A 20,948-nucleotide genomic window follows, 5' to 3' on the forward strand; every position below is an offset into this window, starting at 1 on the left:
GCTCACACGACTTCGCGACGAACGGTGCCTTCGGCAAGTCAACCGCCGGCGCGCGCAAACGTTCTACAATCACGCCACCCCTCCGGACGGTTTCCCTTCATGCGTAATTTCTTCCTTTCCCGCGCCGCGCGTCGTTTCGCGGCGTGCGTGGCGCTGGCCGCGGGCGCCGCAGGTATTGCCCCGACGCTCGCCTACGCCAATAACATCATCGTGCTCAATTCCGGCGAAGCGACGCTCAGCCTGATCGACGAAGCGACGCACCAGGTGGTGGGCACGGTGCCCACCGGCAAGGAACCGCACCACCTGATGACCACGCCCGACAATGCGTCGCTGATCGTGGCGAATTCGGTCTCGAACAACCTGATGTTTGTCGATCCGAAAACCGGCAAGACGCAGCGCTGGCTCGAAAACATCGAAGATCCGTATCAGCTCGGCTTTTCGCCCGACCGTAAGTGGTTCGTCACCACGGGCCTGCGGCTCGACCGCATCGACATTTACGGTTACGACGGCCACAACTTCACGCTGGCCAAGCGATTGCCCCTCGCCGTGATGCCGAGCCACATGGCGTTCACGAGCGACAGCAAGACGGTGTTCATCACGTTGCAGGTGTCGGGCGAACTGGCGGCCATCGACCTGCCCACGCAGACGGTGAAATGGAAGATGAAGGTCGGCAAGGTGCCGGCGGGCCTCTGGATGACGCCCGGCGACAAGTACCTGCTCGTCGGCATGACGGGCGCCGACTACGTGGCCGTGGTCGACTGGCGCAATCAGAAAGTCGTGAAGACCATCGTGACGGGCAACGGCGCGCACAACTTCCGCTCGCTCGACGACGGCCGCCACGTCGCCGTGTCGAACCGCGTGGCGAGCACGATCAGCATCATCGACGAAGAGACGCTCACGAACACGGGCGACATCACGGGCCTGTTGCCCGGTCCCGATGACATGGAGCTTTCGGCCGACAAGCGCTACCTCTGGGTCACGTTCCGCTTCGCGAAGCACGTGGGCGTGATCGACCTCACCACCCACAAGCTCGTGCAGACGATCCTCGTGGGCCGCTCGCCGCACGGCATCTACTTCTTCGACCGGGCGCCCGTGACGGCACCGAATGGGGCCTGAGGGAACCTGATGCCGCTTGAGGCGGCATGAGGTGGCATGAGGCGGCGTCGGGCGCCGCACGCGGCTCCGGCCCTGCAAGCGGCAGTCAGCAGCGGAGCCCGGCGGCGGACGTCGGCGAAGAAACCAGCAGAACCCAGCGGAACTCGACCGGGCGGAATGCGTCCCAGCGGCGTCCCGCTGAGCGAAAACGGAAACCATGTTTCACCTGATCACTTCTTCCCTCGACAGCTTCATCTCGGCCATCCAGACGCTGCTGTATGTCGACGTCGTGCAGCCGCTGCTGTTCCGCTTCAACCTCATGGACTACGACGAGGACACGTACGACAGCCTTTACTGGGTGATCGTCGGCGTGCTCGAGGTGCTCGCGATGTACGCGGTGCTGCGTCCGCTCGAAGCGCTGCGTCCGGCCGAGAAGTGGGAGAGCCGCAAGGGCGTGGGTGTGGACGTGATCTACACATGGATCGTGCGGCTTGGCGTGATGAACCTCTTTTTCTTCTTCACGCTGCAGCCGCTTTTCGACCATCTCCAGGCGTGGCTGCGGCTGCACAACATCTCGAACATCGACTTCGACAACCTCTGGCCGGGCGTCACGACCCAGCCGCTCGTCACGTTCGCGATCTATCTCGTGGTGCTGGACTTCGCGGGCTACTGGTATCACCGCTGGGAACACCGCTTCGGCATATGGTGGGAGCTGCACGCGGTGCATCACAGCCAGCGCAAGATGTCGCTCTGGTGCGACGACCGCAACCACCTGCTCGACGACCTGCTCCAGGCCTGTTTCTTCGCGCTGATCGCGCTCGCCATCGGCGTGCCGCCCGTGCAGTTCGTGGTGCTGGTGGCGCTGACCAATTTCGCGCAGAGCGTGCAGCACGCCAATATCCGCGTCGATTTCGGGCGGGTGCTGGAACGCGTGATCGTGAGTCCGTCGTTCCACCGGCGCCATCACGCCATCGGTTACGGCCACGAGGGGCTCACGTATGGCTGCAACTTCGGCGTGCTGTTCCCGTGGTGGGACATGCTGTTCGGCAGCGCGTCGTGGAACCGCGCGATCGAGCCCACGGGCATTCGCGATCAGCTTGAAGGCGAGCGCTACGGCGACGGCTTCTTCGAGCAGCACTGGCTCGCTTTCGTGCGCATTGCGCGACGGCTGGCGCCGAAGCGCGCATCGTCGGGGGACGGCGCGGCCGTTTGAGCGTGGCTCGACCAGCGGCGCGCCGCCGGTGCGCTGTCTTGGGCGAACGGCCGCACGTCGGCGGACCGACCTCGGCGTGGTTTATCCTCTCTGCTGTTCTCCCATTCCCATTCTCCATTCTCTATACGCGCCGGGTTTGCCCGACCGGCCTCCTGTCCGCATGAATGATCTGTTGCGTTCCTTCGGCCGCGCGCTTTCCAGCGTTTTCCATCCCGTCATGCTGGTGCTCACGTTCGTGCCGTTCGCGGTGGCGGCCGTGGTCTGGGGCACGGTGCTCTATCTGTTCTGGCAGCCGCTCATCGACGCCACGCGCGTCTGGCTCGAAAGCTGGTCGTTCACGTCCACGCTCTACGATCTGTTCAACTGGCTGGGCTTTGCGTCGCTCCACACGGTGGTGGCGCCGTTCATCGTGATCGCCATGGCGATACCGCTCATCGTGCTCACCGTGCTGCTCCTGATCGCGACGCTTTCCATGCCGGCCGTGATCCGCCATCTGTCGCGGCGCCAGTTCGCGAGCCTCGAAATGCGCCGCGGCGGCACCTGGTTCGGCAGCCTCGCGTATTCGCTGTGGACCACGGTCGTGTGCATCGTGTTGCTCGTCGTGACGCTGCCGCTGTGGCTCGTGCCGCCGTTCTTCGCGTTGATTCCGCCGCTCCTGTGGGGCTGGCTCACCTATCGCGTCATGACCTACGACGCCCTCGCGCTGCACGCGAGCCGCGACGAGCGCCGCGCGCTGGTGCGCCGCTACCGGCTGCCGCTGCTTTCCATCGGCATCGCGAGCGGGCTGCTCGGCTCGGTGCCCACGCTGCTGTGGGTCTGGTCGGCGTGGCTTATCGTGTTCTTTCCCGTCGTCACGGCGGTGACCATCTGGATCTATTCGTTCATCCTCGTGTTCACTGCGCTGTGGTTCGGCTACTACTGCCTGCGCGCGCTGCAGCGCATGCGCGCCGAAGAGCCTGGCGGTGGCAGCGGCCCGGTCGCGGTTTCCTGACGCGGGCCTTTCTCCCCTTCATCGAGAGGCGGCAATGGCATTTGGTTTGATCATCATCGGCGACGAGATTCTGTCGGGCCGGCGCAGCGACAAGCACCTGCCGAAAGTCATCGAACTCCTGAGCGCGCGCGGGCTTTCGCTCGCATGGGCGCAATACGTGGGCGACGAGCGCGAGCGCATCACCGAGACGCTGCGGCGCAGCTTCGCTTCAGGCGACATCGTGTTTTCGACGGGCGGCATCGGCGCGACGCCGGACGACCACACGCGCCAGTGCGCGGCCGCAGCGCTCGGCGTGCCGCTCGAACTGCATCCCGAGGCGAAGGCGCTGATCCAGGAGCGCATCCGCGATATGCACAGTGGCCCCGGCCCGATCGACCTCGACTCGCCGGAAAACCGCCATCGGCTGAACATGGGCACTTTTCCGCGCGGCGCGTCGATCATTCCGAACGGCTACAACAAGATTCCGGGCTTTTCGGTGGGCGACCATCACTTCGTGCCGGGCTTTCCCGTCATGGCGTGGCCGATGATCGAGTGGGTGCTGGACACGAAGTACGCGCATCTGCATCACGCCACGCCGCATGCGGAGAAGTCGTTGATCGTGTTCGAGTTGCCGGAATCCACGCTGACGCCGCTCATGGAGCAGATCGAGCACGATTTCCCGGGCGTGCGCGTGTTCAGCCTGCCCAGCGTGGGCGACGCGACGCGCGGCGGCATCTACGCGCGCCGGCACATCGATCTGGGCGTGAAGGGCGAGCCCGAGGCCGTCGCGGCAGCGTTCGTGAAGCTGCGCGAAGGCGTGCATCAGCTGGGCGGGGACATCGTCGAGCCGCCTGCAGAAAACGGGAAGGCGGCCGATTGACTAACAGGCAGCCGGAAGCGGATTAAGCGCCCATCAGGCGCCGGTCAGGCGGCAATCGTGTGCCAGTCAAGCGCCGATCCACGGCAACCCCCGGAAGCACCAGCCCGACACCGTCTTGCGATGCCCCTGGCCGTCCTTGTCGCCTTCAAATCCTTCCAGCAGATCGAAAGCCTGCGTATAGCCGGACTTGGCGGCCTCGATGGCGGCGAGCTTCGAGCGCGCGGCGCTGCGGCAGAGGAACAGCACGGGCGTGTCGGGCGCAACTGAAGCGCGAAGCTGGTCGAGGAATTCGGGATTGGGGATGCCGCCGGGGTAGCGGGTCCATTCGATGTGCGCGTACTGGCCGTCGCCAATCACGGGCCGGCCTACCCAGTCCAGCTCGGCGCGCGTACGCACGTCGACGAGCCGGGCGCGGGAATCGAGCTGCAGAAGCTCGAACGCTTCAGCGGGCGACAGCGCGCCCGCGTAGGGCAGCTGGTTTGCGACACGGCGCTTCTCGGCCTCTCTGTACAACTGTTCGAGCGTGCTCATGACGGCCAGTCTCCTCGTATCTGGATCAAAAAAGCATTCTAGCGCGGGGGCGCGGCGCGAGACACCGGGCTTGCCCGGGCACAGCAGCAACTCTCACAACGACCCGTGGACGCGACCCGATGACGCAGATTCGACGACCACGGCGATCGTCGGTCATCGCCTCGCGCAAAGGGCTGCCCAATGAAGGTGCAAAAACGCCGCGATGCACCATAATTGAACGGAGACGGGTGGGTGACACGTGGAATGCACTTTGTTGGTGCGATGAGGTGTGCTGACCGGCACACCGTGCCTCGTCACTGCGCCTGAATTCCCCGCGACAGCGCGCGCCGGGCGGGGCGGGGTGCCAGGCTGGCGCACGTATGGCATGGAAGCTGCTTATAATCGCCCCGATCGATCGGCCACCGGGGTCGCGCCATTCCGCGAAAAACGCGGTGGACGTGTCAAGGCCGGTCCGCTAGATTGGGGCGGCGGCGAAACCCGCCGAATTCGTTAATCAGGAGATAGGTTATGAGTAAATCCGTGGCCGACGTCATGCAACTCGTCAAGGACGAAGACGTCAAGTTTGTCGACTTCCGTTTCACCGATACGCGCGGCAAGGAGCAGCACGTGTCCGTGCCGGTGTCGGCATTCGACGAGGACAAGTTCGAAAGCGGCCATGCGTTTGACGGTTCGTCGATTGCCGGCTGGAAGGGCATTGAGGCTTCGGACATGCTGCTCGTGCCTGATGCCGATACGGCGTTCATCGACCCGTTCTACGAAGAATCCACGCTCGTCTTGACCTGCGACGTGATCGAACCGGCCGACGGCAAGGGCTACGAGCGCGACCCGCGTTCGCTCGCGAAGCGCGCCGAAGCGTACCTGAAGAGCACGGGCCTGGGCGACACCGCCTTCTTCGGTCCGGAACCCGAATTCTTCATTTTCGACTCGGTCCAGTGGAACACGGACATGTCGGGCTGCTTCGTGAAGATCGGCTCGGAAGAAGCGCCGTGGTCCTCGTCGAAGGAATTCGAAGGCGGCAATACGGGTCACCGTCCGGGCGTGAAGGGCGGCTACTTCCCGGTCGCGCCGGTCGATTCGTTCCAGGACATCCGCTCGGAAATGTGTCTGTTGCTCGAGCAGATCGGCGTGCCGGTCGAAGTGCACCACCACGAAGTGGCGGGCCAGGGCCAGAACGAAATCGGCACCAAGTTCTCGACGCTCGTGCAGCGCGCGGACTGGACGCAGAAGCTCAAGTACATCGTGCAGAACGTGGCGCACACGTACGGCAAGACGGCGACGTTCATGCCGAAGCCCGTGGTGGGCGACAACGGCTCGGGCATGCACGTGCACCAGTCGATCTGGAAGGACGGCCAGAACCTGTTCGCGGGCAACGGCTACGCCGGCCTGTCGGAATTCGCGCTGTTCTACATCGGCGGCATCATCAAGCACGCTCGCGCGCTGAACGCCATCACGAACCCGACGACGAACTCGTACAAGCGTCTCGTGCCGCACTTCGAAGCACCGGTGAAGCTCGCCTACTCGGCGCGTAACCGCTCGGCCTCGATCCGCATTCCGCACGTGTCGAACCCGAAGGGCCGCCGTATCGAAACGCGCTTCCCGGACCCGATGGCCAACCCGTACTTCGCGTTCTCGGCGCTGATGATGGCCGGCCTCGACGGCGTGCAGAACAAGATTCACCCGGGCGAAGCCGCGGACAAGAACCTGTACGACCTGCCGCCGGAAGAAGATGCAAAGATCCCGACCGTGTGCGCGGGCCTCGACCAGGCGCTCGAAGCACTCGACAAGGATCGCGAGTTCCTGACGCGCGGTGGCGTGTTCACGGATTCGATGCTGGATGCGTACCTGGACCTGAAGGAAGGCGAGCTGCAACGCTTGCGCATGACCACGCACCCGATCGAATTCGAGATGTACTACTCGCTGTAAGCGGCAATGGCGCTTCGCTTGCCAGCAGCAGCGGCAGCGAAGCGTCTGTCCGACGTTCACGATGGGTTACGAAGGGACGGCGGTGCCGTCCCTTTTTCGTTGGACGCGGCGGGTCAGACGCTCATCGGCGCACCGCTCGCGACCCGGCAGACAGATGACTACCCTCATCAGCGCATTGCCTCCTCGCGGCCAGACTGAAACATGGTTCTGAAGAATCTGATCAAGGCAAGAAAAGGGCACGCCGAAGCCCTGTCGGAAGATACGCAGCTCGTCGAGTCGGGGCTCCTGCCCGGCTTCGAAGCCCTGCCTACGGTGGTGCTCGTGCTCGACAAGCGCACGCTGCGCGTCGCTTTCGCAAATCCCTCGGCCGAGGCCATGCTCGATCTCTCGCGCCGTCAGCTCACGCAGATGGCGTGGCCCGACATCTTTTCGAATGCGGACGAGCTGATCGCCACCATTGCGTCCATCGCCGAACACAAGTTCCACGCCACGCACCTCGACGCGGTGCTCGAACGCGCCGGTCACGAGCCGCTGCACGTGCATGCGATCGTGGGCTTTCTGGAAAGCGCGCCCGACTACGTGCTGCTCGAACTCTTCGAAAACGAGCGGCATCTGCGCACCGACCGCGAAGAGCGCATTCACGATCTCACTTCGGTCAACAAGCAGTTGATCCGCAATCTCGCGCACGAGATCAAGAATCCGCTCGGCGGCATTCGCGGCGCGGCGCAGTTGCTCGAATTCGAGCTGGGCGCGCGCGAGCGCGACGAACTGCGCGAGTACACGCAAGTGGTGATCAAGGAATCGGACCGCCTGCAGACGCTCGTGGACCGGCTGCTCGAACCGCACCGTCATCCGCACATCGTGGGCGACGTCAACATTCACGAAGTGTGCGAGCGGGTGCGTGCCGTGATTCTCGCGGAGTTTCCGCGCGGGCTCACGATCGAGCGCGATTACGACGTGAGCGTGCCCGACCTGCGCGGCGACAAGGAGCAGTTGATCCAGGCCGTGCTCAACATCGTACGCAATGCGGCCGAAGCGCTGCGCGAGCGCATCTCGCAGGGCGACGCGCGCATCGAGCTGCGCACGCGCGTGGCGCGCAAGGTGACCGTCGCCAAGCGTCTGTGCAAGCTGGCACTGGACTTGCATATCATCGACAACGGTCCTGGCATTCCCGAAGAGATTCGCGACCGCATCTTCTATCCGCTCGTGTCGGGGCGCGAAGACGGCAGCGGTCTCGGTCTCACGCTCGCGCAGACCTTCGTGCAGCAGCATGAAGGTCTGATCGAAGTGGAGAGCCGGCCGGGCCACACCGAGTTTCAGATCCTGCTGCCGCTCGACTACTGATACCGCAAGCATCCCAAGACTTCTACGGACCCTATGAAGCCGATCTGGATAGTAGACGACGACCAATCGATACGCTGGGTGCTCGAAAAGGCCCTCGCGCGCGAGAACTTCGCGACACGCAGCTTTGCGAACGTGCGCGAAGCCGCGAGCGCGCTCGACCACGACAGCCCGCAGGTGCTGGTGTCGGACATCCGCATGCCCGGCGGCTCCGGGCTCGAATTGCTGCAGACCGTGCGCGAGCGCGTGCCGGGGCTGCCCGTCATCATCATGACGGCGTTCTCGGATCTCGATAGCGCCGTGGCCGCATTCCAGGGCGGCGCGTTCGAATACCTCGCGAAGCCGTTCGACGTCGACAAGGCGGTGGAGCTGATCCGCCGCGCCGTGGACGAGAGCGTGCGCGGCGAACACCCCTACGACGAGCGCGTAGCCGAAGCGCCCGAAATGCTGGGCCAGGCGCCCGCGATGCAGGACATGTTCCGCGCCATCGGGCGGCTCTCGCATTCGGCGGCCACCGTGCTCATCACCGGCGAATCCGGCACCGGCAAGGAACTCGTGGCGCGTGCGCTGCACCGGCATAGTCCGCGCGCAAGCGGTCCGTTCATCGCGCTCAACACGGCGGCGATTCCGAAAGACCTGCTCGAGTCGGAACTGTTCGGCCACGAGCGCGGCGCGTTCACGGGCGCGCAGGCCATGCGCCAGGGGCGCTTCGAGCAGGCCGAGAACGGCACGCTCTTTCTCGATGAAATCGGCGACATGCCGTTCGATCTGCAGACGCGCCTGTTGCGTGTGCTTTCGGACGGGCAGTTCTATCGCGTGGGCGGCCACAATCCGTTGCGCGCCAACGTGCGCGTGATTGCCGCCACGCACCAGAACCTGGAGTCGCGCGTGCGCCAGGGGCTGTTCCGCGAAGACCTGTATCACCGGCTCAATGTGATTCGCCTGCGTTTGCCGGCGCTGCGCGAGCGCAGCGAGGACATTCCGCTGCTCACGCGCCACTTCCTGCAAAAGAGCGCGCGTGAACTCGGCGTGGAACCCAAGCGCGTGTCCGACGAGGCGCTCGCGTATCTGTCGTCGCTGCCGTTTCCAGGCAACGTGCGGCAACTCGAAAATCTCGCGAACTGGCTCACGGTGATGGCGCCGGCGCAGACCATCGAGATCAAGGACCTGCCGCCCGATCTCGTGCCGGCTCAGGCCGGCTCGCCCGAACTGACCATGGCAGGCGCCGCGATCGCGGAAGGGACGGCTGGCGCAGTGGCCGGCGTCGCGCCGAACGGCACGGTTCAGCCGGCGCTTGCCGCGGCCGTGCCCACCGGCATGCCGGCGCCGCCGCCCGTGAGCGCATGGGAAAGCGGACTGCGTACGGAAGTGGCGCGTCTGCTGCGCGAAAACTCGGCCGACGTGATGGACGAGCTCTCGCGCCGCTTCGAGGCGGCGGTGATCCGCGAGGCCCTCGACTTCACGCGCGGCCGCAAGGTCGAAGCGGCCGAGCGGCTCGGCATTGGCCGCAACACGATTACGCGCAAGATCCAGGAGCTCAACCTGGAGTAGCGGCGCCCGCGGGCATAATCGACGCTGTCGAATACATTCAGCCGATCATGCCCGCATCTTCTTCCCGGCGCGGCCGGGGTTCTCCGGCTAGCAGCACGCGCACCGCGCGTGTTTCCCCGTGGCCTCGCCAGCCCGATCCTTTTCGTTTTTTCGAAGACCTCGACGACTCCGCCGCGCTCGCCTGGGTGAACGAGCAGAACGCGCGCACGCATGCCGCCTGGCAAACCGGCGCCTCGTTCGAGGCGCTCGCTGCGCGCCTCGCACAGGCTTATCTGCCGCGCGAGCGGCCCGTCATTCCCACGCGCTGGAAAGACTGGGCCTACGACCTCTGGGAAGACGACGCACACCCGAAGGGACTGTGGCGACGCACCTCGTGGGCGAGCTGGCGCAGCCGCGCACCGCAATGGCAGACGCTGCTCGATTTCGATGCATTGGGCGCCGAAGAGGGCGTGCCGTGGGTGTGCGCGGACATCGAGATTCTCTATCCCGACGGCGACCGCGCGTTGATCGCGCTCTCGCCGGGCGGGGCGGACGCCACCGTCGTGCGCGAGTTCGACATCGAGCGGCGCAGGTTCGTCGAGGGCGGCTTCGCGATCGAAAGCGAGGGCAAGCATACGGTGACGTGGATCGATCGCGATTCGGTCTACGTCGGTTGGGATCGTGGGGACCGTGCGCGCGGTGCGCTCACGCGTTCGGGGTACCCGCGCGAAGTGCGCCGGTGGCAGCGCGGCACGCCGCTCGCCGAGGCGCCTGTCGTGTTTCGCGGCGCGTTCGGCGACGTGAGCGTGGAGGCCGACTACGATCCTGTCGAACACCGTCACGAGGTGGTACGCGGCGTGGACTTCTTCGACTCGCATACGTTCTGGCTCGACGCGAGCGGAACCTGGCAGCGTTACGAGGTACCTGCGCACGTCGCTGTGGGCGCGTGGCAGGGGTGGCTGCTGCTCGAACCGCGGCTCGACTGGCACTGCGAGGGCGCGCTGTATGCCGGCGGGTCGCTGCTGGCGATCCGCGAGGACGCGTTTCTCTCAGGCCGGCGTGACTTCGTCTCGCTCTTCACGCCGACGCCCGTGACCTCCGCATGCGAATGGACGCACACGCGCCACTATCTGATCGTCTCCTGGCTCGACGACGTGCGTAGCCGCACCATGCTGTGGCTTGCCTCGCAAGATGGCGAGAGCGGGGCGTGGACGTGGCAGTCGCGGCCGCTTGCGGCGAGCGCGGCGAGCGGCACCGCGCAGGTCGACATTTCGCCCGTGGAAGAGACGCTCGACGACGAAGTCTACGTGGACGTCGACGATTATCTGCAGCCGCCCGAGTACGGGCTCGCGGACCTCGCGGCGAATGATCTCGCGAACTGGGAGCGCATCGACCGCTGGCCCACGCAGTTCGACGCTACGCCGCTCGTCGTGAAGCACGGGCACGCCGTGTCGAAAGACGGCACGCGCGTGCCGTACACGATCATTGGACCGCGCGGCGTGCTCGAAGGCGACACGCCATCGCCGCAGCCTTGCCTGCTCACCGGCTATGGCGGCTTTGCGATTCCGTTCACGCCGCACTATCTTGTGGGGCCCGGCATCGGCTGGCTGGAACGCGGCGGCGTCTATGCGATCGCCCATATTCGCGGCGGCGGCGAGTACGGCCCTGCCTGGCACACGGCCGCGCAACGCACGCGTCGTCAACGTTCGTTCGACGATTTCATCGCCGTCGCGCAACAGCTAGTCGCCGACGGCGTGACGACACCGAAACAGCTCGGCATTCAGGGCGACAGCAATGGCGGGCTGCTCGTCGGTGCGTGCATGGTGCAGCGACCGGAGTTGTTCGGCGCAGTGGTGTGCGAGGTGCCGCTGCTCGACATGCAGCGCTATCACCGGCTGCACGCGGGCGCTTCATGGCTCGACGAGTACGGCGATCCCGACGACCCAGCCGAGGCGCGCGCGCTCGCGGCCATCTCGCCGTATCACAACGTGAAGGCCGGTGTGGCGTATCCGCCGGTGCTCTTCACGACCTCGGCCAGCGACGACCGCGTACATCCGGCGCACGCGCGCAAGATGGCGGCGCGCATGCAGGCGCAGGGGCACGCAGGCGTGTGGTACCTGGAAAGCACGGCAGGAGGACACGGTTCGGGCAGCGACGCGCTCGAACGCGCGCACTACGACGCGTTGGTGTTCGGCTTCCTGTGGGCGACGCTCGCGCTCACCAACGATGACGGGAGCGGGGCAGCGAACAGATGAGGAAAAGATGAAGTAAGCGAAGGCGGGGCGGCAGCCTCACGACCCGCGCCGCTCGCCAAGGCCAGGCTGCCACGCCGACGCTCAGCCGATCTGCGCAAACACGGGCGCATGATCCGAAGGCTGCTCCCATTTGCGCGGCGTCTTGTCCACGTCGCACAGTGTGCAGTTGAGCGCAAGCTCTTTCGAAAGCAGCACGTGATCGATGCGCAGACCCGCGTTGCGCCGGAACGCGAGCATGCGGTAGTCCCACCACGTGAAGCTCTTTTCAGGCTGATCGAAGAGCCGGAACGCGTCGACGAGGCCGAGCGCGACGAGGCGCTCGAATTGCGCGCGCTCTTCGGGCGAAACGAGGTTCTGTCCTTCCCAGGCTTTGGGGTCGTGCACGTCGCGGTCTTCGGGCGCGATGTTGTAGTCGCCCAGCAGCGCGAGCTTCGAATGCCGGGTCATTTCGCCTGCGATCCAGTCGTGCAACGCGTTGAGCCAACGCAGCTTGTAGGCGAATTTGTCGGTGCCGGGCGCCTGGCCGTTCGGAAAGTACGCCGAGATCACACGCACGCCTTCCACGGTGGCGCAGATCACGCGCTGCTGCTCGTCTTCGAAGCCGGGAATGTTGCGCACGACGCTGGCCTCGTCCACGGCGATTCCGTCGCGCACGATAATGCCCACGCCGTTATAGGTCTTCTGGCCGGCGAACCAGCTCTTGTAGCCTCTGGCCTCGAGTTCGGCACGCGGAAACTTCTCGTTGGGCAGCTTCAGTTCCTGGAGGCAGAGCACGTCGGTCTGGCTCAGTTCGAGCCAGTCGATCACATGTTGCTGACGAACCTTCAGGGAGTTGACGTTCCACGTAGCGATTTTCATTGGACGCGAGCGCTGCAAAATGAGGTAGGACATTATGCATGAACGGCGGCGCGGTCCTGTCACCGCTACCTGTACGATGCGGTGAACGTCGAAGAGGTGCCGCCGCATGTGAGGTGTTTGACGCGGGCGGCACGAGTGGCTATAATTCAATTCTTCTGACGGACGCGGGGTGGAGCAGTCTGGCAGCTCGTCGGGCTCATAACCCGAAGGTCGTAGGTTCAAATCCTACCCCCGCAACCAGTACCGCAGAATGCGCAGCATGTTGAAGTTGCCGCACCACGGTGCAGAGCGAAAGCGTCAGAAGACAGATCAACAAAAAGCCCGCTTCAAGCGGGCTTTTTGTTTTGTTGCGTCGCTGTGCTGCTGCTCGATACCGGGAGATCGAAACGGCAAGCGGCGCGTCACGCAACTACGATCGCCGGCCTCACGTGCGGCCTCATTCCCCACTTCGTCCCGCATCGCGCTTCGTTCTTCGCTTTCCCTCCTGCCGCTTCGTTCCACCCTCTTTGCCGACCGGCACTTCGTATCCGTTCATGCCGTTGAAGCGCTCGATCAAAAAATCGATGAACGCTCGCGCCCGCGCCGACTGGTTGCGTTTGTTCGGGTAGTACACGAACAGGTCCGCGGACGGCTGCACAAACTCGGGCAACACGATGCGCAGCCGGCCGCTCGCCACGTACTTAGCGAGATCCCACTCCGAACGCACGAGAATGCCGTGCCCGTCCAACGCCCAGCCGAGCACGATGTCGCCGTCGTTGCTCGAGAGCGTACCGTGCACTTTTACCGCGTGGCTTTCGCCGTCGCGCTCGAAGCGCCACACGCTGTACGCGTTGTCGTTTTGCCGGTGCACGATGCAGGTGTGGTTCGCGAGGTCGGCAAGATTCTCCGGCGCGCCGTGCTGTTCCAGATAGCGCGGTGACGCACACAGAAAGCGGCGATTCGACATGACGCGGCGCGCAATGAGCCGCTGGTCCGGCAGCGAGCCAAAGCGGATGGCCAGATCGATGCCGCTTTCCACGAGATCGACAGGCCGGTCCGTCACGTCCAGTTGCACTTCCACATGCGGATACCGCTTCGCGAATTCGGAGACGATCGGCGCGATCGTCGTGCGCCCGAAGCCGAGCGTCGCGTTCACGCGCAGCAATCCTTTGGGGACCGAATGGCTCGAACTCACCGCGTCTTCCATCTCGCGCAGCTCGGCTAGGATGCGCGTGGCGTGATGCAGGTAGGTCTCGCCCTCGGGCGTGAGGCTCACGTGGCGCGTGGTGCGGTTCACGAGCCGCACGCCAAGGCGGGCTTCGAGCTGTGAGAGCCGCTTGGTGGCCGCGGGCGGGGTCAGATTGAGTTCGCGTGCCGTGGCGGCCAGGTTGCCGTGGCGTGCCAGCAGCACGAAGAACTCCAGGTTGGACGCAATGTCGGTCTTCACTGAAAGTTAATGAAGTAATGAGTTTCGGTGAATCATAACGGCGCTCACGGCGAATAATCTAGCGGCTCCCAACGCTGCCGCACGGGCGGCGCGAAGCACGGAGACACCATGAGAATCGTCGAAATACGCGAAAAAACCGTTCCCATCAGTTCGTCCATCCGCAACGCCTACATCGATTTCAGCAAGATGACGCTGAGCCTCGTGGCCGTGGTGACGGACGTCGTTCGCAACGGCAAGCCGGTGATCGGCTACGGCTTCAACTCGAACGGCCGCTACGGGCAGGGCACGCTGATGCGCGAGCGCTTCATTCCGCGCGTGCTGGAAGCCGATGCGGCTTCGCTCGTCGACGACACGGGCGACAACCTCGATCCCCACAAGATCTGGGCGACGATGTTCACGAACGAAAAGCCGGGCGGTCATGGCGAGCGCTCCGTCGCGATGGGCACCATCGACATGGCGGTCTGGGACGCCGTGGCGAAGATCGAAGGCAAGCCGCTCTTCCAGTTGCTCGCGGACCGCTACGGCAACGGCCAGCCGGATCGCAAGGTGTTCGTCTACGCGGCGGGCGGCTACTACTATCCGGGCCAGGACCACAGCAAGCTCAAGGACGAGATGCGCAGCTACCTCGACCGCGGCTACACGGTGGTGAAGAAAAAGATTGGCGGTGCCTCGCTCGACGAGGACCTGCGCCGCATCGACTCGATTCTCAGCGTGCTCGGCGACGGCCAGAAGCTCGCCGTGGACGCCAACGGGCGCTTCGATCTGGATACCGCGATCCAGTACGCGAAGGCACTCTCACAATACGACCTGTTCTGGTACGAGGAGCCGGGCGATCCGCTCGATTTCGAGTTGCAGGCCACGCTGCGCAACTACTACGACAAGCCGATGGCCACCGGCGAAGACCTGTTTTCGATGCAGGACGCGCGCAACCTGATCCGCTACGGCGGCATGCGCGCCGACCGCGACTGGCTGCAGTTCGACTGCGCACTGGCCTATGGCCTTGTCGAGTATCTGCGCACGCTCGACATGCTGCATCAGCACGGCTGGTCGCGCGCCCGCTGCATTCCGCACGGCGGCCATCAGATGTCGCTCAACATTGCGGCCGGTTTGGGACTTGGCGGCAACGAGTCGTATCCGGATCTGTTCCAGCCTTATGGCGGCTTCCCCGACGGCGTGAAGGTGGAGAACGGCTATATCACGATGCCGGATCTGCCCGGCATCGGCTTCGAAGGCAAGGCGGATCTGTACGCCGAGATGCGCAAGCTCGCCGAGTAGTCGCCGCTCTGCCGCGGGAAAAAACCAAGGAAGACAGAGAACAGGCGGGCAGGGCGCCGCGCTCGACAGATCGGGCGCGGCGCCGCAAACAGATCCGCCGTTCGTGGAACTTGCCACGCACAGGAGACAGTCATGCGGGTTGCAACCATTCGGAAGTATCTTTCGAGGCTTTACGTTCAAGTGCTGATCGGCATTGTCGCGGGGGTGGCCGTGGGCCACTTCTTCCCCGATGTCGGCACGCAGGTCAAGCCGCTCGGCGATCTGTTCATCCGGCTGATCCGGATGCTGCTCGCGCCGATCATCTTTGCCTCGGTAGTGGTGGGCATTGCCCGCATGACGGACATTCACGCCGCGGGGCGCGTGGGCATGAAGGCGATCGTCTACTTCGAGATTGCGTCGACGCTCGCGCTCGGCATCGGTCTCGTCGTCGTCAACGTCGTGCAGCCGGGCCGCGGCATGAACGTCGATCCCGCACACATCGACAGCGCGGCCATCGCGAGCTACACGCACGCCGCCCATCAGCACGGCATGCTCGACTTCTTCATGAGCATCGTGCCCAACAGCGTGGTGGGCGCCTTCGCCAACGGCGAGATGCTGCCCGTCATCTTCTTTTCGGTGCTGCTCGCTGTGTCGCTTGCGCGACTGGGCCCGCGCGCCGCGCCCTTCGTCGACATGCTCGACATGTTCCTGCAGGCGATGTTCGGCGTGGTGCGCATCGTCATGTGGGTCGCGCCCATCGGGGCGTTCGGCGGCATGGCCTTCACGGTGGGGAAGTACGGCATCGGCACGCTCGCCTCGTTCGGCGAATTGATGCTGTGCCTCTACGTCACCTCGATCGCGTTCGTCGTGATCGTGCTGGGCCTCGCCATGCGGCTGTGCGGGCTGTCGTTATGGAAGTTCCTGCGCTACATCAAGGACGAGATTTTCGTGACCTTCGGCACCGCCTCCACCGAGGCGGTGTTGCCGCAGATGCTCATCAAGCTCGAAAAGCTCGGCTGCGCGCGGCCGGTGGTGGGCATGGTGCTGCCCACGGGCTACACCTTCAACGCCGATGGCACCGCGATCTACCTCACGATGGCAGCCATCTTCGTCGCGCAGGCCATGAACATTCACCTGAGCCTCGGGGACCAGCTGCTCGTGCTGGCCGTGCTGCTGCTGACGTCGAAGGGGTCGGCGGGGGTGGCGGGTGCGGGGTTCGTCGCGCTGGCGGCGACGCTGGCCTCGATGCGCAGCATTCCCGTCTCGGGTCTTGTGCTGCTGCTCGGCGTGGACCGCTTCCTCAACGAGGCGCGCGCCGTGACGAACCTGATCGGCAACGGCGTGGCCACGGTGGTCGTGGCGCGCTGGGAGAAGGCGATCGACATGAACCGCGCCCGCGCCGTGCTCGATCGCACCGCGTTGGAGGCCGATGAGTTGGAGGCCGATGAGCCGGGGCGGCCGCTCGTGGGAGCGGAAGCCGAAGGCTGAAGTCCAGCGCGCCAGGGGCGTGAGCGCGGACCATTCGCTCCGAGGCGATGGCGTTCCGGGCGAGGCACGGGCGGCCGCGAGGCCGATTTCATGTCGCACTGCACGCTTGAAAAGCATACTGTGTTTTTGTACAGTACTGTCACCTCGAACGTGACGGATGCCGCCTGATCCATGCCGCCCGCGCCGGCTGACTCCCCCGCCCGCAAGATCATTCACTGCGATTGCGACTGCTTCTACGCGTCGGTCGAAATGCGCGACGACCCCTCGTTGCGCGGGCGGCCGCTCGCCGTGGGCGGCCGCCCCGACCAGCGCGGCGTGATTGCCACCTGCAATTACGAGGCGCGGCGCTTCGGCGTGCATTCGGCCATGTCGTCGGCGCTTGCCATGCGCAAGTGTCCGGACCTGCTGATCCTGCCGTCGGCCATGGAGAAGTACCGCATCGCGTCGCGTCAGATCATGGCCATTTACTACGACTACACGGCCGACGTCGAACCGCTTTCGCTCGACGAAGCCTACCTCGACGTCTCCCAATCCGACCGCTGCAAGGGCAGCGCGACGCTCATCGCCAGGGAGATTCGCGAGCGTGTGCGCGAGACGGTGGGCGTCACCGTGTCGGCGGGCGTGGCGCCCAGCAAGTTCATCGCGAAGATCGCTTCGGACTGGAACAAGCCGGACGGGCTTTTCGTGGTGCGTCCACACGAGGTGGATGCCTTCGTCGCCGCGTTGCCGGTGCGCAAGATTCACGGTGTCGGCAAGGTGACGGCGGCGAAGCTCGAAAAGCTGGGCCTCACCACCTGCGCGCAACTGCGCGAGTGGCCGCTCGTGGATCTGCACCGGCACTTCGGCGTGTTCGGCCAGCGGCTTTACGAACTGGCGCGCGGCATCGACGAGCGCCCCGTCCGCGCGGACCGCGAGCGCAAGTCCGTGAGCGTCGAGACCACCTATGTGACCGATCTCCAGACGCTCGACGAATGCGCGGCCGAATTGCGGCGCCTCGCGGCGCAACTGGATGCGCGCATCGAGCGGGCCGGCGCCGCTGCGGCCGTGCGCAAGCTGTTCGTGAAGATCCGCTTCGCCGATTTTCAGCGCACCACGGTGGAGTGCGTTGGCGAGGCGACACATCTGCCTACGCTGCTCGCGCTGCTCGAGAAGGGCTTCGCTCGACGCAATCAGCCGGTGCGGCTGCTGGGCGTGGGCGTACGGCTGGAAGAGGACGACGCGGCGCTGCGCGGGCAATTCACGTTGTTCGATGAAGACGGCGAGGATGTGCCGCTGGCCCACGCCGAGGAAGCCGACGACGAAGGCGACGACGAGGCCGGCATCGAAGCCGGCATCGAGGTCGACCAGCAGGCCGGCATCGACGAAGAGGCGCAAGGGCACGAGGATGATCGGCGCACGTGATGCGGCGCGGCTGATGCCGTGACGACTGCTTCGCGCCGGAGGGCAGCGCGCTTGTTGCGTCGGGCCGTGCGAGGCCTGGCCGTGTCGCTCGCAGCCTCGCAACCTCGCAATCTCGTCGCATCGAGTTGCGTCTTCGCGGAATCCGTGCGGGTCGCGAACCGTGGGCGCTTATCGGTTATCAGCCATCAGCCATCAGCCATCAGCCAGGCGCTGCCGGCAATATCGTCGCCCCTGGCAGCGTCACGCGCTCCAGCAGTTTCATCGGCCCCCATCTTTTCACCACATCCAACTGCTGCGCGTCGCGCACGAACAGCGATCCCGCGAAGCCCAGCGCGTTGACCGACATGCCCTCCACGCATTCCGCGGCGCGCGGCACGACCAGCATCCAGCGGCGTGTGACGAGCAGGTTGTACGGCCCCGATTGCAACTCCTCTCCCTTCGTTTCGATGCCGCTCATGCCTGCCGCCGCCAGCAGCGCGCGATAGGCGCTTTTGAGCCTGCGCGCGGCTTCGTCGCGAAATGCATTGTCGGCGGGCAGGTCGAGCCGGCAGAACGCGTGGCGAAACGGCAGTGCCGGCACCGATTGCGGTACCCCGCAGGCGGGCGGCACGTCGCGCCAGGCCGCTTCCATCGGCACGCTGCCGCCTGGGCCGCCATCAGGCGCGAGCGGCACCATCTGCAGATGCTTGTGCGGCTGACTTGCGCCCGCGGCAGGGCCACCGTTGTAGAAGCCGAGCCCGTCGAACTCCGCCATGCAGGCCGCGAGCGCCGTGAAGTCGGCGAGGTCGAGCCATGCTTCCTGGCGTTCGAAGGCGCGCGTCACGATCAGCAGATGGTGATCGATGACGTTGAACTTGTTGAGCAGCGCGACGTGCGTGGGCGAAACGCTCGCGACGAACAGGTCGGGATCGTAGGGCAGGAAGGGATTGAAAGGCGTATGCGCTGCTGTGCGCACCGAAACTTGCGCCTCGCGAGCGCGCGCCTTGAGCGCGAGGCTCGACACCTGACGCACGACGAAGCGCACGCCGTGATCTTCAATCGAAGTCTCGGTGGTCTCGATGGGGCGCAGCGCCTCGCATCGCAGCGCGTGCTCCGTTTGCCGCAGCAGAGCCGGCCAGAGCGTGCCGGGTTGCAGTTCGAGTGTGTCCATGGCGATGCATGTTAGTACAACGTGGACGTCGGTCTGAAAGCGCCCACGTGCCGACGTAGTCGCGCCTTCACATCGACGTGCCGGACTTCCCGCACACTTTCTGTCGCCGATAGAATCGACGGACACTCAGGAGCCGCTCATGGACCTCATCATCCGCCGCGCCGTGTTGCCCGGCATGTTCGCGTCGCCGCAGAACGCCCACGGCGAAGCCGGGACCGTCGATATCGGTATCAAGGGCAGCCGCATTGCTGCCGTGGAACCGCGGCTTGCCGCCAAGGCGCGCGAAGAGATCGACGCGGCGGGTTCGCTCGTGAGCCCGCCATTCGTGGACGCGCATTTCCACATGGATGCCACGCTCTCGTACGGCCTGCCGCGCGTGAACGCGTCCGGTACGCTGCTGGAGGGCATCGCGCTGTGGGGAGAGTTGAAGCCTCAACTGACGCAGGAAGCGCTCGTCGAACGCGCGCTCGAATACTGCGACTGGGCCGTGGCGCGCGGGCTGCTGGCTATTCGCAGCCACGTGGACGTCTGCGACAGCCGGTTGCTCGCCGTCGAGGCGTTGCTCGAAGTGAAGCGGCGCGTGGCGCCGTATCTGGACCTGCAACTCGTGGCCTTTCCGCAGGACGGTCTCTTGCGCAGTCCCGGCGCGTTCGACAATCTCAAGCGCGCCATCGCGATGGGCGTGGACGTGGTAGGCGGCATTCCGCATTTCGAGCGCACGATGGCCGACGGCTCGGAATCCGTGCGACTTCTGTGCGAGTTCGCGGCGGACCAGGGCCTGCGCGTAGACATGCACTGCGACGAGTCCGACGATCCGCTCTCGCGTCACATCGAAACGCTCGCGGCGCAGACGCACCGCCTGGGTCTGCATGGCCGCGTGGCGGGCTCGCATCTCACGTCGATGCATTCCATGGACAACTACTACGTGAGCAAACTGCTGCCGCTCATGCGCGAGGCGGGCGTGGCCGCCATCGCGAATCCGCTCATCAACATCACGCTGCAGGGGCGCTCCGACACCTACCCGAAGCGGCGCGGCATGACGCGCGTGCCGGAACTTGCCGCAGCGGGCATCGAGGTGGCATTCGGCCACGACTGCGTGATGGACCCGTGGTACAGCCTCGGCTCCGGCGACATGCTCGAAGTGGCGCACATGGGCCTGCACGTCGCGCAGATGACGGGCCTGGACGCCATGCGCGCGGCGTTCGACATGGTCACCGTGAATCCGGCGCGCATCCTGGGGCTCGAAGGGTATGGCATTGCGCCGGGCTGCGAGGCGAACTGCGTGGTGCTCGACGCGCGCGATCCTGTCGAAGCGATCCGTCTGCGTGCGACGCGGCTCGCCGTGGTCAGGCGCGGCAAGGTGGTGAGCCGCATGCCCCCGGCGCGCGCGGCGCTTTCTCTCGAAGGACGGCCGCACGAGGTGGATTTCCGGCTGCATCGCTGAGGCTGCTTTCGATCGCCTCACCGGGCTCACACAAGGTACCTACGAGGCACCTACGAGGCACCTACGAGGCACCTACGAGGCACCTACGAGGCACACACAAGGCACATACAAAACAAAGCGCGCGGCGGAAGGTACCCGCTGCGCGCTTTTTTTTGCTTACCTGCCTGTCTGCCTCAGTCGCAAAGCGCC

At 65.2% G+C, this 20,948-nt stretch carries 16 protein-coding genes and 1 tRNA gene; 13 read left to right on the forward strand and 4 right to left on the reverse strand.

What is annotated here, in order from left to right:
- The first annotated feature begins 99 nt into the window (after window positions 1-99).
- From P2869_RS06395 to P2869_RS06410, 4 genes are all read left to right on the forward strand, one after another.
- Entirely contained in the window at window positions 100-1,116 is a 1,017-nt protein-coding gene (locus tag P2869_RS06395) for a beta-propeller fold lactonase family protein (RefSeq protein WP_277597796.1), read from the forward strand.
- A 196-nt stretch (window positions 1,117-1,312) separates the two neighbouring features.
- On the forward strand, window positions 1,313-2,308 hold the full coding sequence (locus P2869_RS06400; RefSeq protein WP_199541440.1) for a sterol desaturase family protein: 996 nt from the start codon (window positions 1,313-1,315) through the stop codon (window positions 2,306-2,308).
- A 160-nt stretch (window positions 2,309-2,468) separates the two neighbouring features.
- Window positions 2,469-3,299 carry an EI24 domain-containing protein gene (locus P2869_RS06405; protein WP_199541441.1) on the forward strand — a complete coding sequence of 277 codons (831 nt, stop codon included), beginning with the start codon at window positions 2,469-2,471 and terminating at the stop codon, window positions 3,297-3,299.
- A gap of 34 nt (window positions 3,300-3,333) precedes the next feature.
- Complete coding sequence (locus P2869_RS06410; RefSeq protein WP_126875759.1) at window positions 3,334-4,158, forward strand: molybdopterin-binding protein; 825 nt, start codon at window positions 3,334-3,336, stop codon at window positions 4,156-4,158.
- A gap of 66 nt (window positions 4,159-4,224) precedes the next feature.
- Here P2869_RS06410 and P2869_RS06415 read toward each other — a convergent pair whose 3' ends face one another.
- Complete coding sequence (locus tag P2869_RS06415; RefSeq protein ID WP_017777962.1) at window positions 4,225-4,689, reverse strand: rhodanese-like domain-containing protein; 465 nt, start codon at window positions 4,687-4,689, stop codon at window positions 4,225-4,227.
- A gap of 507 nt (window positions 4,690-5,196) precedes the next feature.
- On the opposite strand from P2869_RS06415, the gene glnA reads away from it, so the two are divergent.
- The 4 genes from glnA (at window position 5,197) to P2869_RS06435 (ending at window position 11,738) form a co-directional block, all read left to right on the forward strand.
- The gene (gene glnA / locus P2869_RS06420; RefSeq protein WP_277597798.1) at window positions 5,197-6,612 is read left to right on the forward strand and encodes a type I glutamate--ammonia ligase; all 1,416 of its coding nucleotides are present in this window, start codon (window positions 5,197-5,199) and stop codon (window positions 6,610-6,612) included.
- Between the two features lie 201 nt (window positions 6,613-6,813).
- Window positions 6,814-7,956, forward strand: coding sequence for a nitrogen regulation protein NR(II) (glnL, locus tag P2869_RS06425; RefSeq protein WP_017777964.1), 1,143 nt, complete (start codon window positions 6,814-6,816; stop codon window positions 7,954-7,956).
- A gap of 33 nt (window positions 7,957-7,989) precedes the next feature.
- Entirely contained in the window at window positions 7,990-9,504 is a 1,515-nt protein-coding gene (gene ntrC, locus P2869_RS06430; RefSeq protein WP_017777965.1) for a nitrogen regulation protein NR(I), read from the forward strand.
- Between the two features lie 47 nt (window positions 9,505-9,551).
- Window positions 9,552-11,738: a prolyl oligopeptidase family serine peptidase gene (locus P2869_RS06435; protein ID WP_277597799.1), complete on the forward strand. Its 2,187-nt coding sequence runs from the start codon at window positions 9,552-9,554 to the stop codon at window positions 11,736-11,738.
- An 81-nt stretch (window positions 11,739-11,819) separates the two neighbouring features.
- On the opposite strand, the gene xth is transcribed toward P2869_RS06435, so the two are convergent.
- Window positions 11,820-12,596, reverse strand: coding sequence for an exodeoxyribonuclease III (xth, locus tag P2869_RS06440; protein ID WP_126875757.1), 777 nt, complete (start codon window positions 12,594-12,596; stop codon window positions 11,820-11,822).
- 163 nt (window positions 12,597-12,759) lie between these two features.
- Between xth and P2869_RS06445 the strand changes: the two genes are divergently transcribed.
- Window positions 12,760-12,836: transfer RNA gene (locus P2869_RS06445), tRNA-Met, on the forward strand.
- Between the two features lie 196 nt (window positions 12,837-13,032).
- Here P2869_RS06445 and P2869_RS06450 read toward each other — a convergent pair.
- Window positions 13,033-14,022, reverse strand: coding sequence for a LysR family transcriptional regulator (locus P2869_RS06450; RefSeq protein WP_199541444.1), 990 nt, complete (start codon window positions 14,020-14,022; stop codon window positions 13,033-13,035).
- Window positions 14,023-14,130: 108 nt separating this feature from the next.
- On the opposite strand from P2869_RS06450, the gene P2869_RS06455 reads away from it, so the two are divergent.
- From P2869_RS06455 to dinB, 3 genes are all read left to right on the forward strand, one after another.
- Entirely contained in the window at window positions 14,131-15,297 is a 1,167-nt protein-coding gene (locus P2869_RS06455; protein ID WP_017777969.1) for a mandelate racemase/muconate lactonizing enzyme family protein, read from the forward strand.
- A gap of 132 nt (window positions 15,298-15,429) precedes the next feature.
- Window positions 15,430-16,764 (forward strand): C4-dicarboxylate transporter DctA, encoded by a 1,335-nt coding sequence (gene dctA, locus P2869_RS06460; protein WP_277597800.1) that lies wholly within the window; start codon window positions 15,430-15,432, stop codon window positions 16,762-16,764.
- A gap of 171 nt (window positions 16,765-16,935) precedes the next feature.
- Window positions 16,936-18,165, forward strand: a complete 1,230-nt coding sequence (gene dinB, locus P2869_RS06465; RefSeq protein WP_277597801.1) for a DNA polymerase IV — start codon at window positions 16,936-16,938, stop codon at window positions 18,163-18,165.
- Window positions 18,166-18,364: 199 nt separating this feature from the next.
- Here dinB and P2869_RS06470 read toward each other — a convergent pair whose 3' ends face one another.
- The gene (locus P2869_RS06470; RefSeq protein ID WP_277597802.1) at window positions 18,365-19,315 is read right to left on the reverse strand and encodes a DUF4922 domain-containing protein; all 951 of its coding nucleotides are present in this window, start codon (window positions 19,313-19,315) and stop codon (window positions 18,365-18,367) included.
- A 139-nt stretch (window positions 19,316-19,454) separates the two neighbouring features.
- On the opposite strand from P2869_RS06470, the gene P2869_RS06475 reads away from it, so the two are divergent.
- On the forward strand, window positions 19,455-20,759 hold the full coding sequence (locus P2869_RS06475) for an amidohydrolase family protein (RefSeq protein WP_277597803.1): 1,305 nt from the start codon (window positions 19,455-19,457) through the stop codon (window positions 20,757-20,759).
- The last annotated feature ends 189 nt before the right edge of the window (window positions 20,760-20,948 follow it).

This window comes from Paraburkholderia sp. SUR17, assembly GCF_029536165.1.
Taxonomy (GTDB): domain Bacteria; phylum Pseudomonadota; class Gammaproteobacteria; order Burkholderiales; family Burkholderiaceae; genus Paraburkholderia; species Paraburkholderia kururiensis.

What these genes read in the sequence shown, in the direction of transcription:
- P2869_RS06395 (WP_277597796.1), top strand. Translation starts at nt 100, where the DNA reads ATGCGTAATTTCTTCCTTTCCCGCGCCGCGCGTCGTTTCGCGGCGTGC.
- P2869_RS06400 (WP_199541440.1), top strand. Translation starts at nt 1,313, where the DNA reads ATGTTTCACCTGATCACTTCTTCCCTCGACAGCTTCATCTCGGCCATC.
- P2869_RS06405 (WP_199541441.1), top strand. Translation starts at nt 2,469, where the DNA reads ATGAATGATCTGTTGCGTTCCTTCGGCCGCGCGCTTTCCAGCGTTTTC.
- P2869_RS06410 (WP_126875759.1), top strand. Translation starts at nt 3,334, where the DNA reads ATGGCATTTGGTTTGATCATCATCGGCGACGAGATTCTGTCGGGCCGG.
- P2869_RS06415 (WP_017777962.1), bottom strand. Translation starts at nt 4,689, where the DNA reads ATGAGCACGCTCGAACAGTTGTACAGAGAGGCCGAGAAGCGCCGTGTC.
- glnA (WP_277597798.1), top strand. Translation starts at nt 5,197, where the DNA reads ATGAGTAAATCCGTGGCCGACGTCATGCAACTCGTCAAGGACGAAGAC.
- glnL (WP_017777964.1), top strand. Translation starts at nt 6,814, where the DNA reads ATGGTTCTGAAGAATCTGATCAAGGCAAGAAAAGGGCACGCCGAAGCC.
- ntrC (WP_017777965.1), top strand. Translation starts at nt 7,990, where the DNA reads ATGAAGCCGATCTGGATAGTAGACGACGACCAATCGATACGCTGGGTG.
- P2869_RS06435 (WP_277597799.1), top strand. Translation starts at nt 9,552, where the DNA reads ATGCCCGCATCTTCTTCCCGGCGCGGCCGGGGTTCTCCGGCTAGCAGC.
- xth (WP_126875757.1), bottom strand. Translation starts at nt 12,596, where the DNA reads ATGAAAATCGCTACGTGGAACGTCAACTCCCTGAAGGTTCGTCAGCAA.
- P2869_RS06455 (WP_017777969.1), top strand. Translation starts at nt 14,131, where the DNA reads ATGAGAATCGTCGAAATACGCGAAAAAACCGTTCCCATCAGTTCGTCC.
- dctA (WP_277597800.1), top strand. Translation starts at nt 15,430, where the DNA reads ATGCGGGTTGCAACCATTCGGAAGTATCTTTCGAGGCTTTACGTTCAA.
- dinB (WP_277597801.1), top strand. Translation starts at nt 16,936, where the DNA reads ATGCCGCCCGCGCCGGCTGACTCCCCCGCCCGCAAGATCATTCACTGC.
- P2869_RS06470 (WP_277597802.1), bottom strand. Translation starts at nt 19,315, where the DNA reads ATGGACACACTCGAACTGCAACCCGGCACGCTCTGGCCGGCTCTGCTG.
- P2869_RS06475 (WP_277597803.1), top strand. Translation starts at nt 19,455, where the DNA reads ATGGACCTCATCATCCGCCGCGCCGTGTTGCCCGGCATGTTCGCGTCG.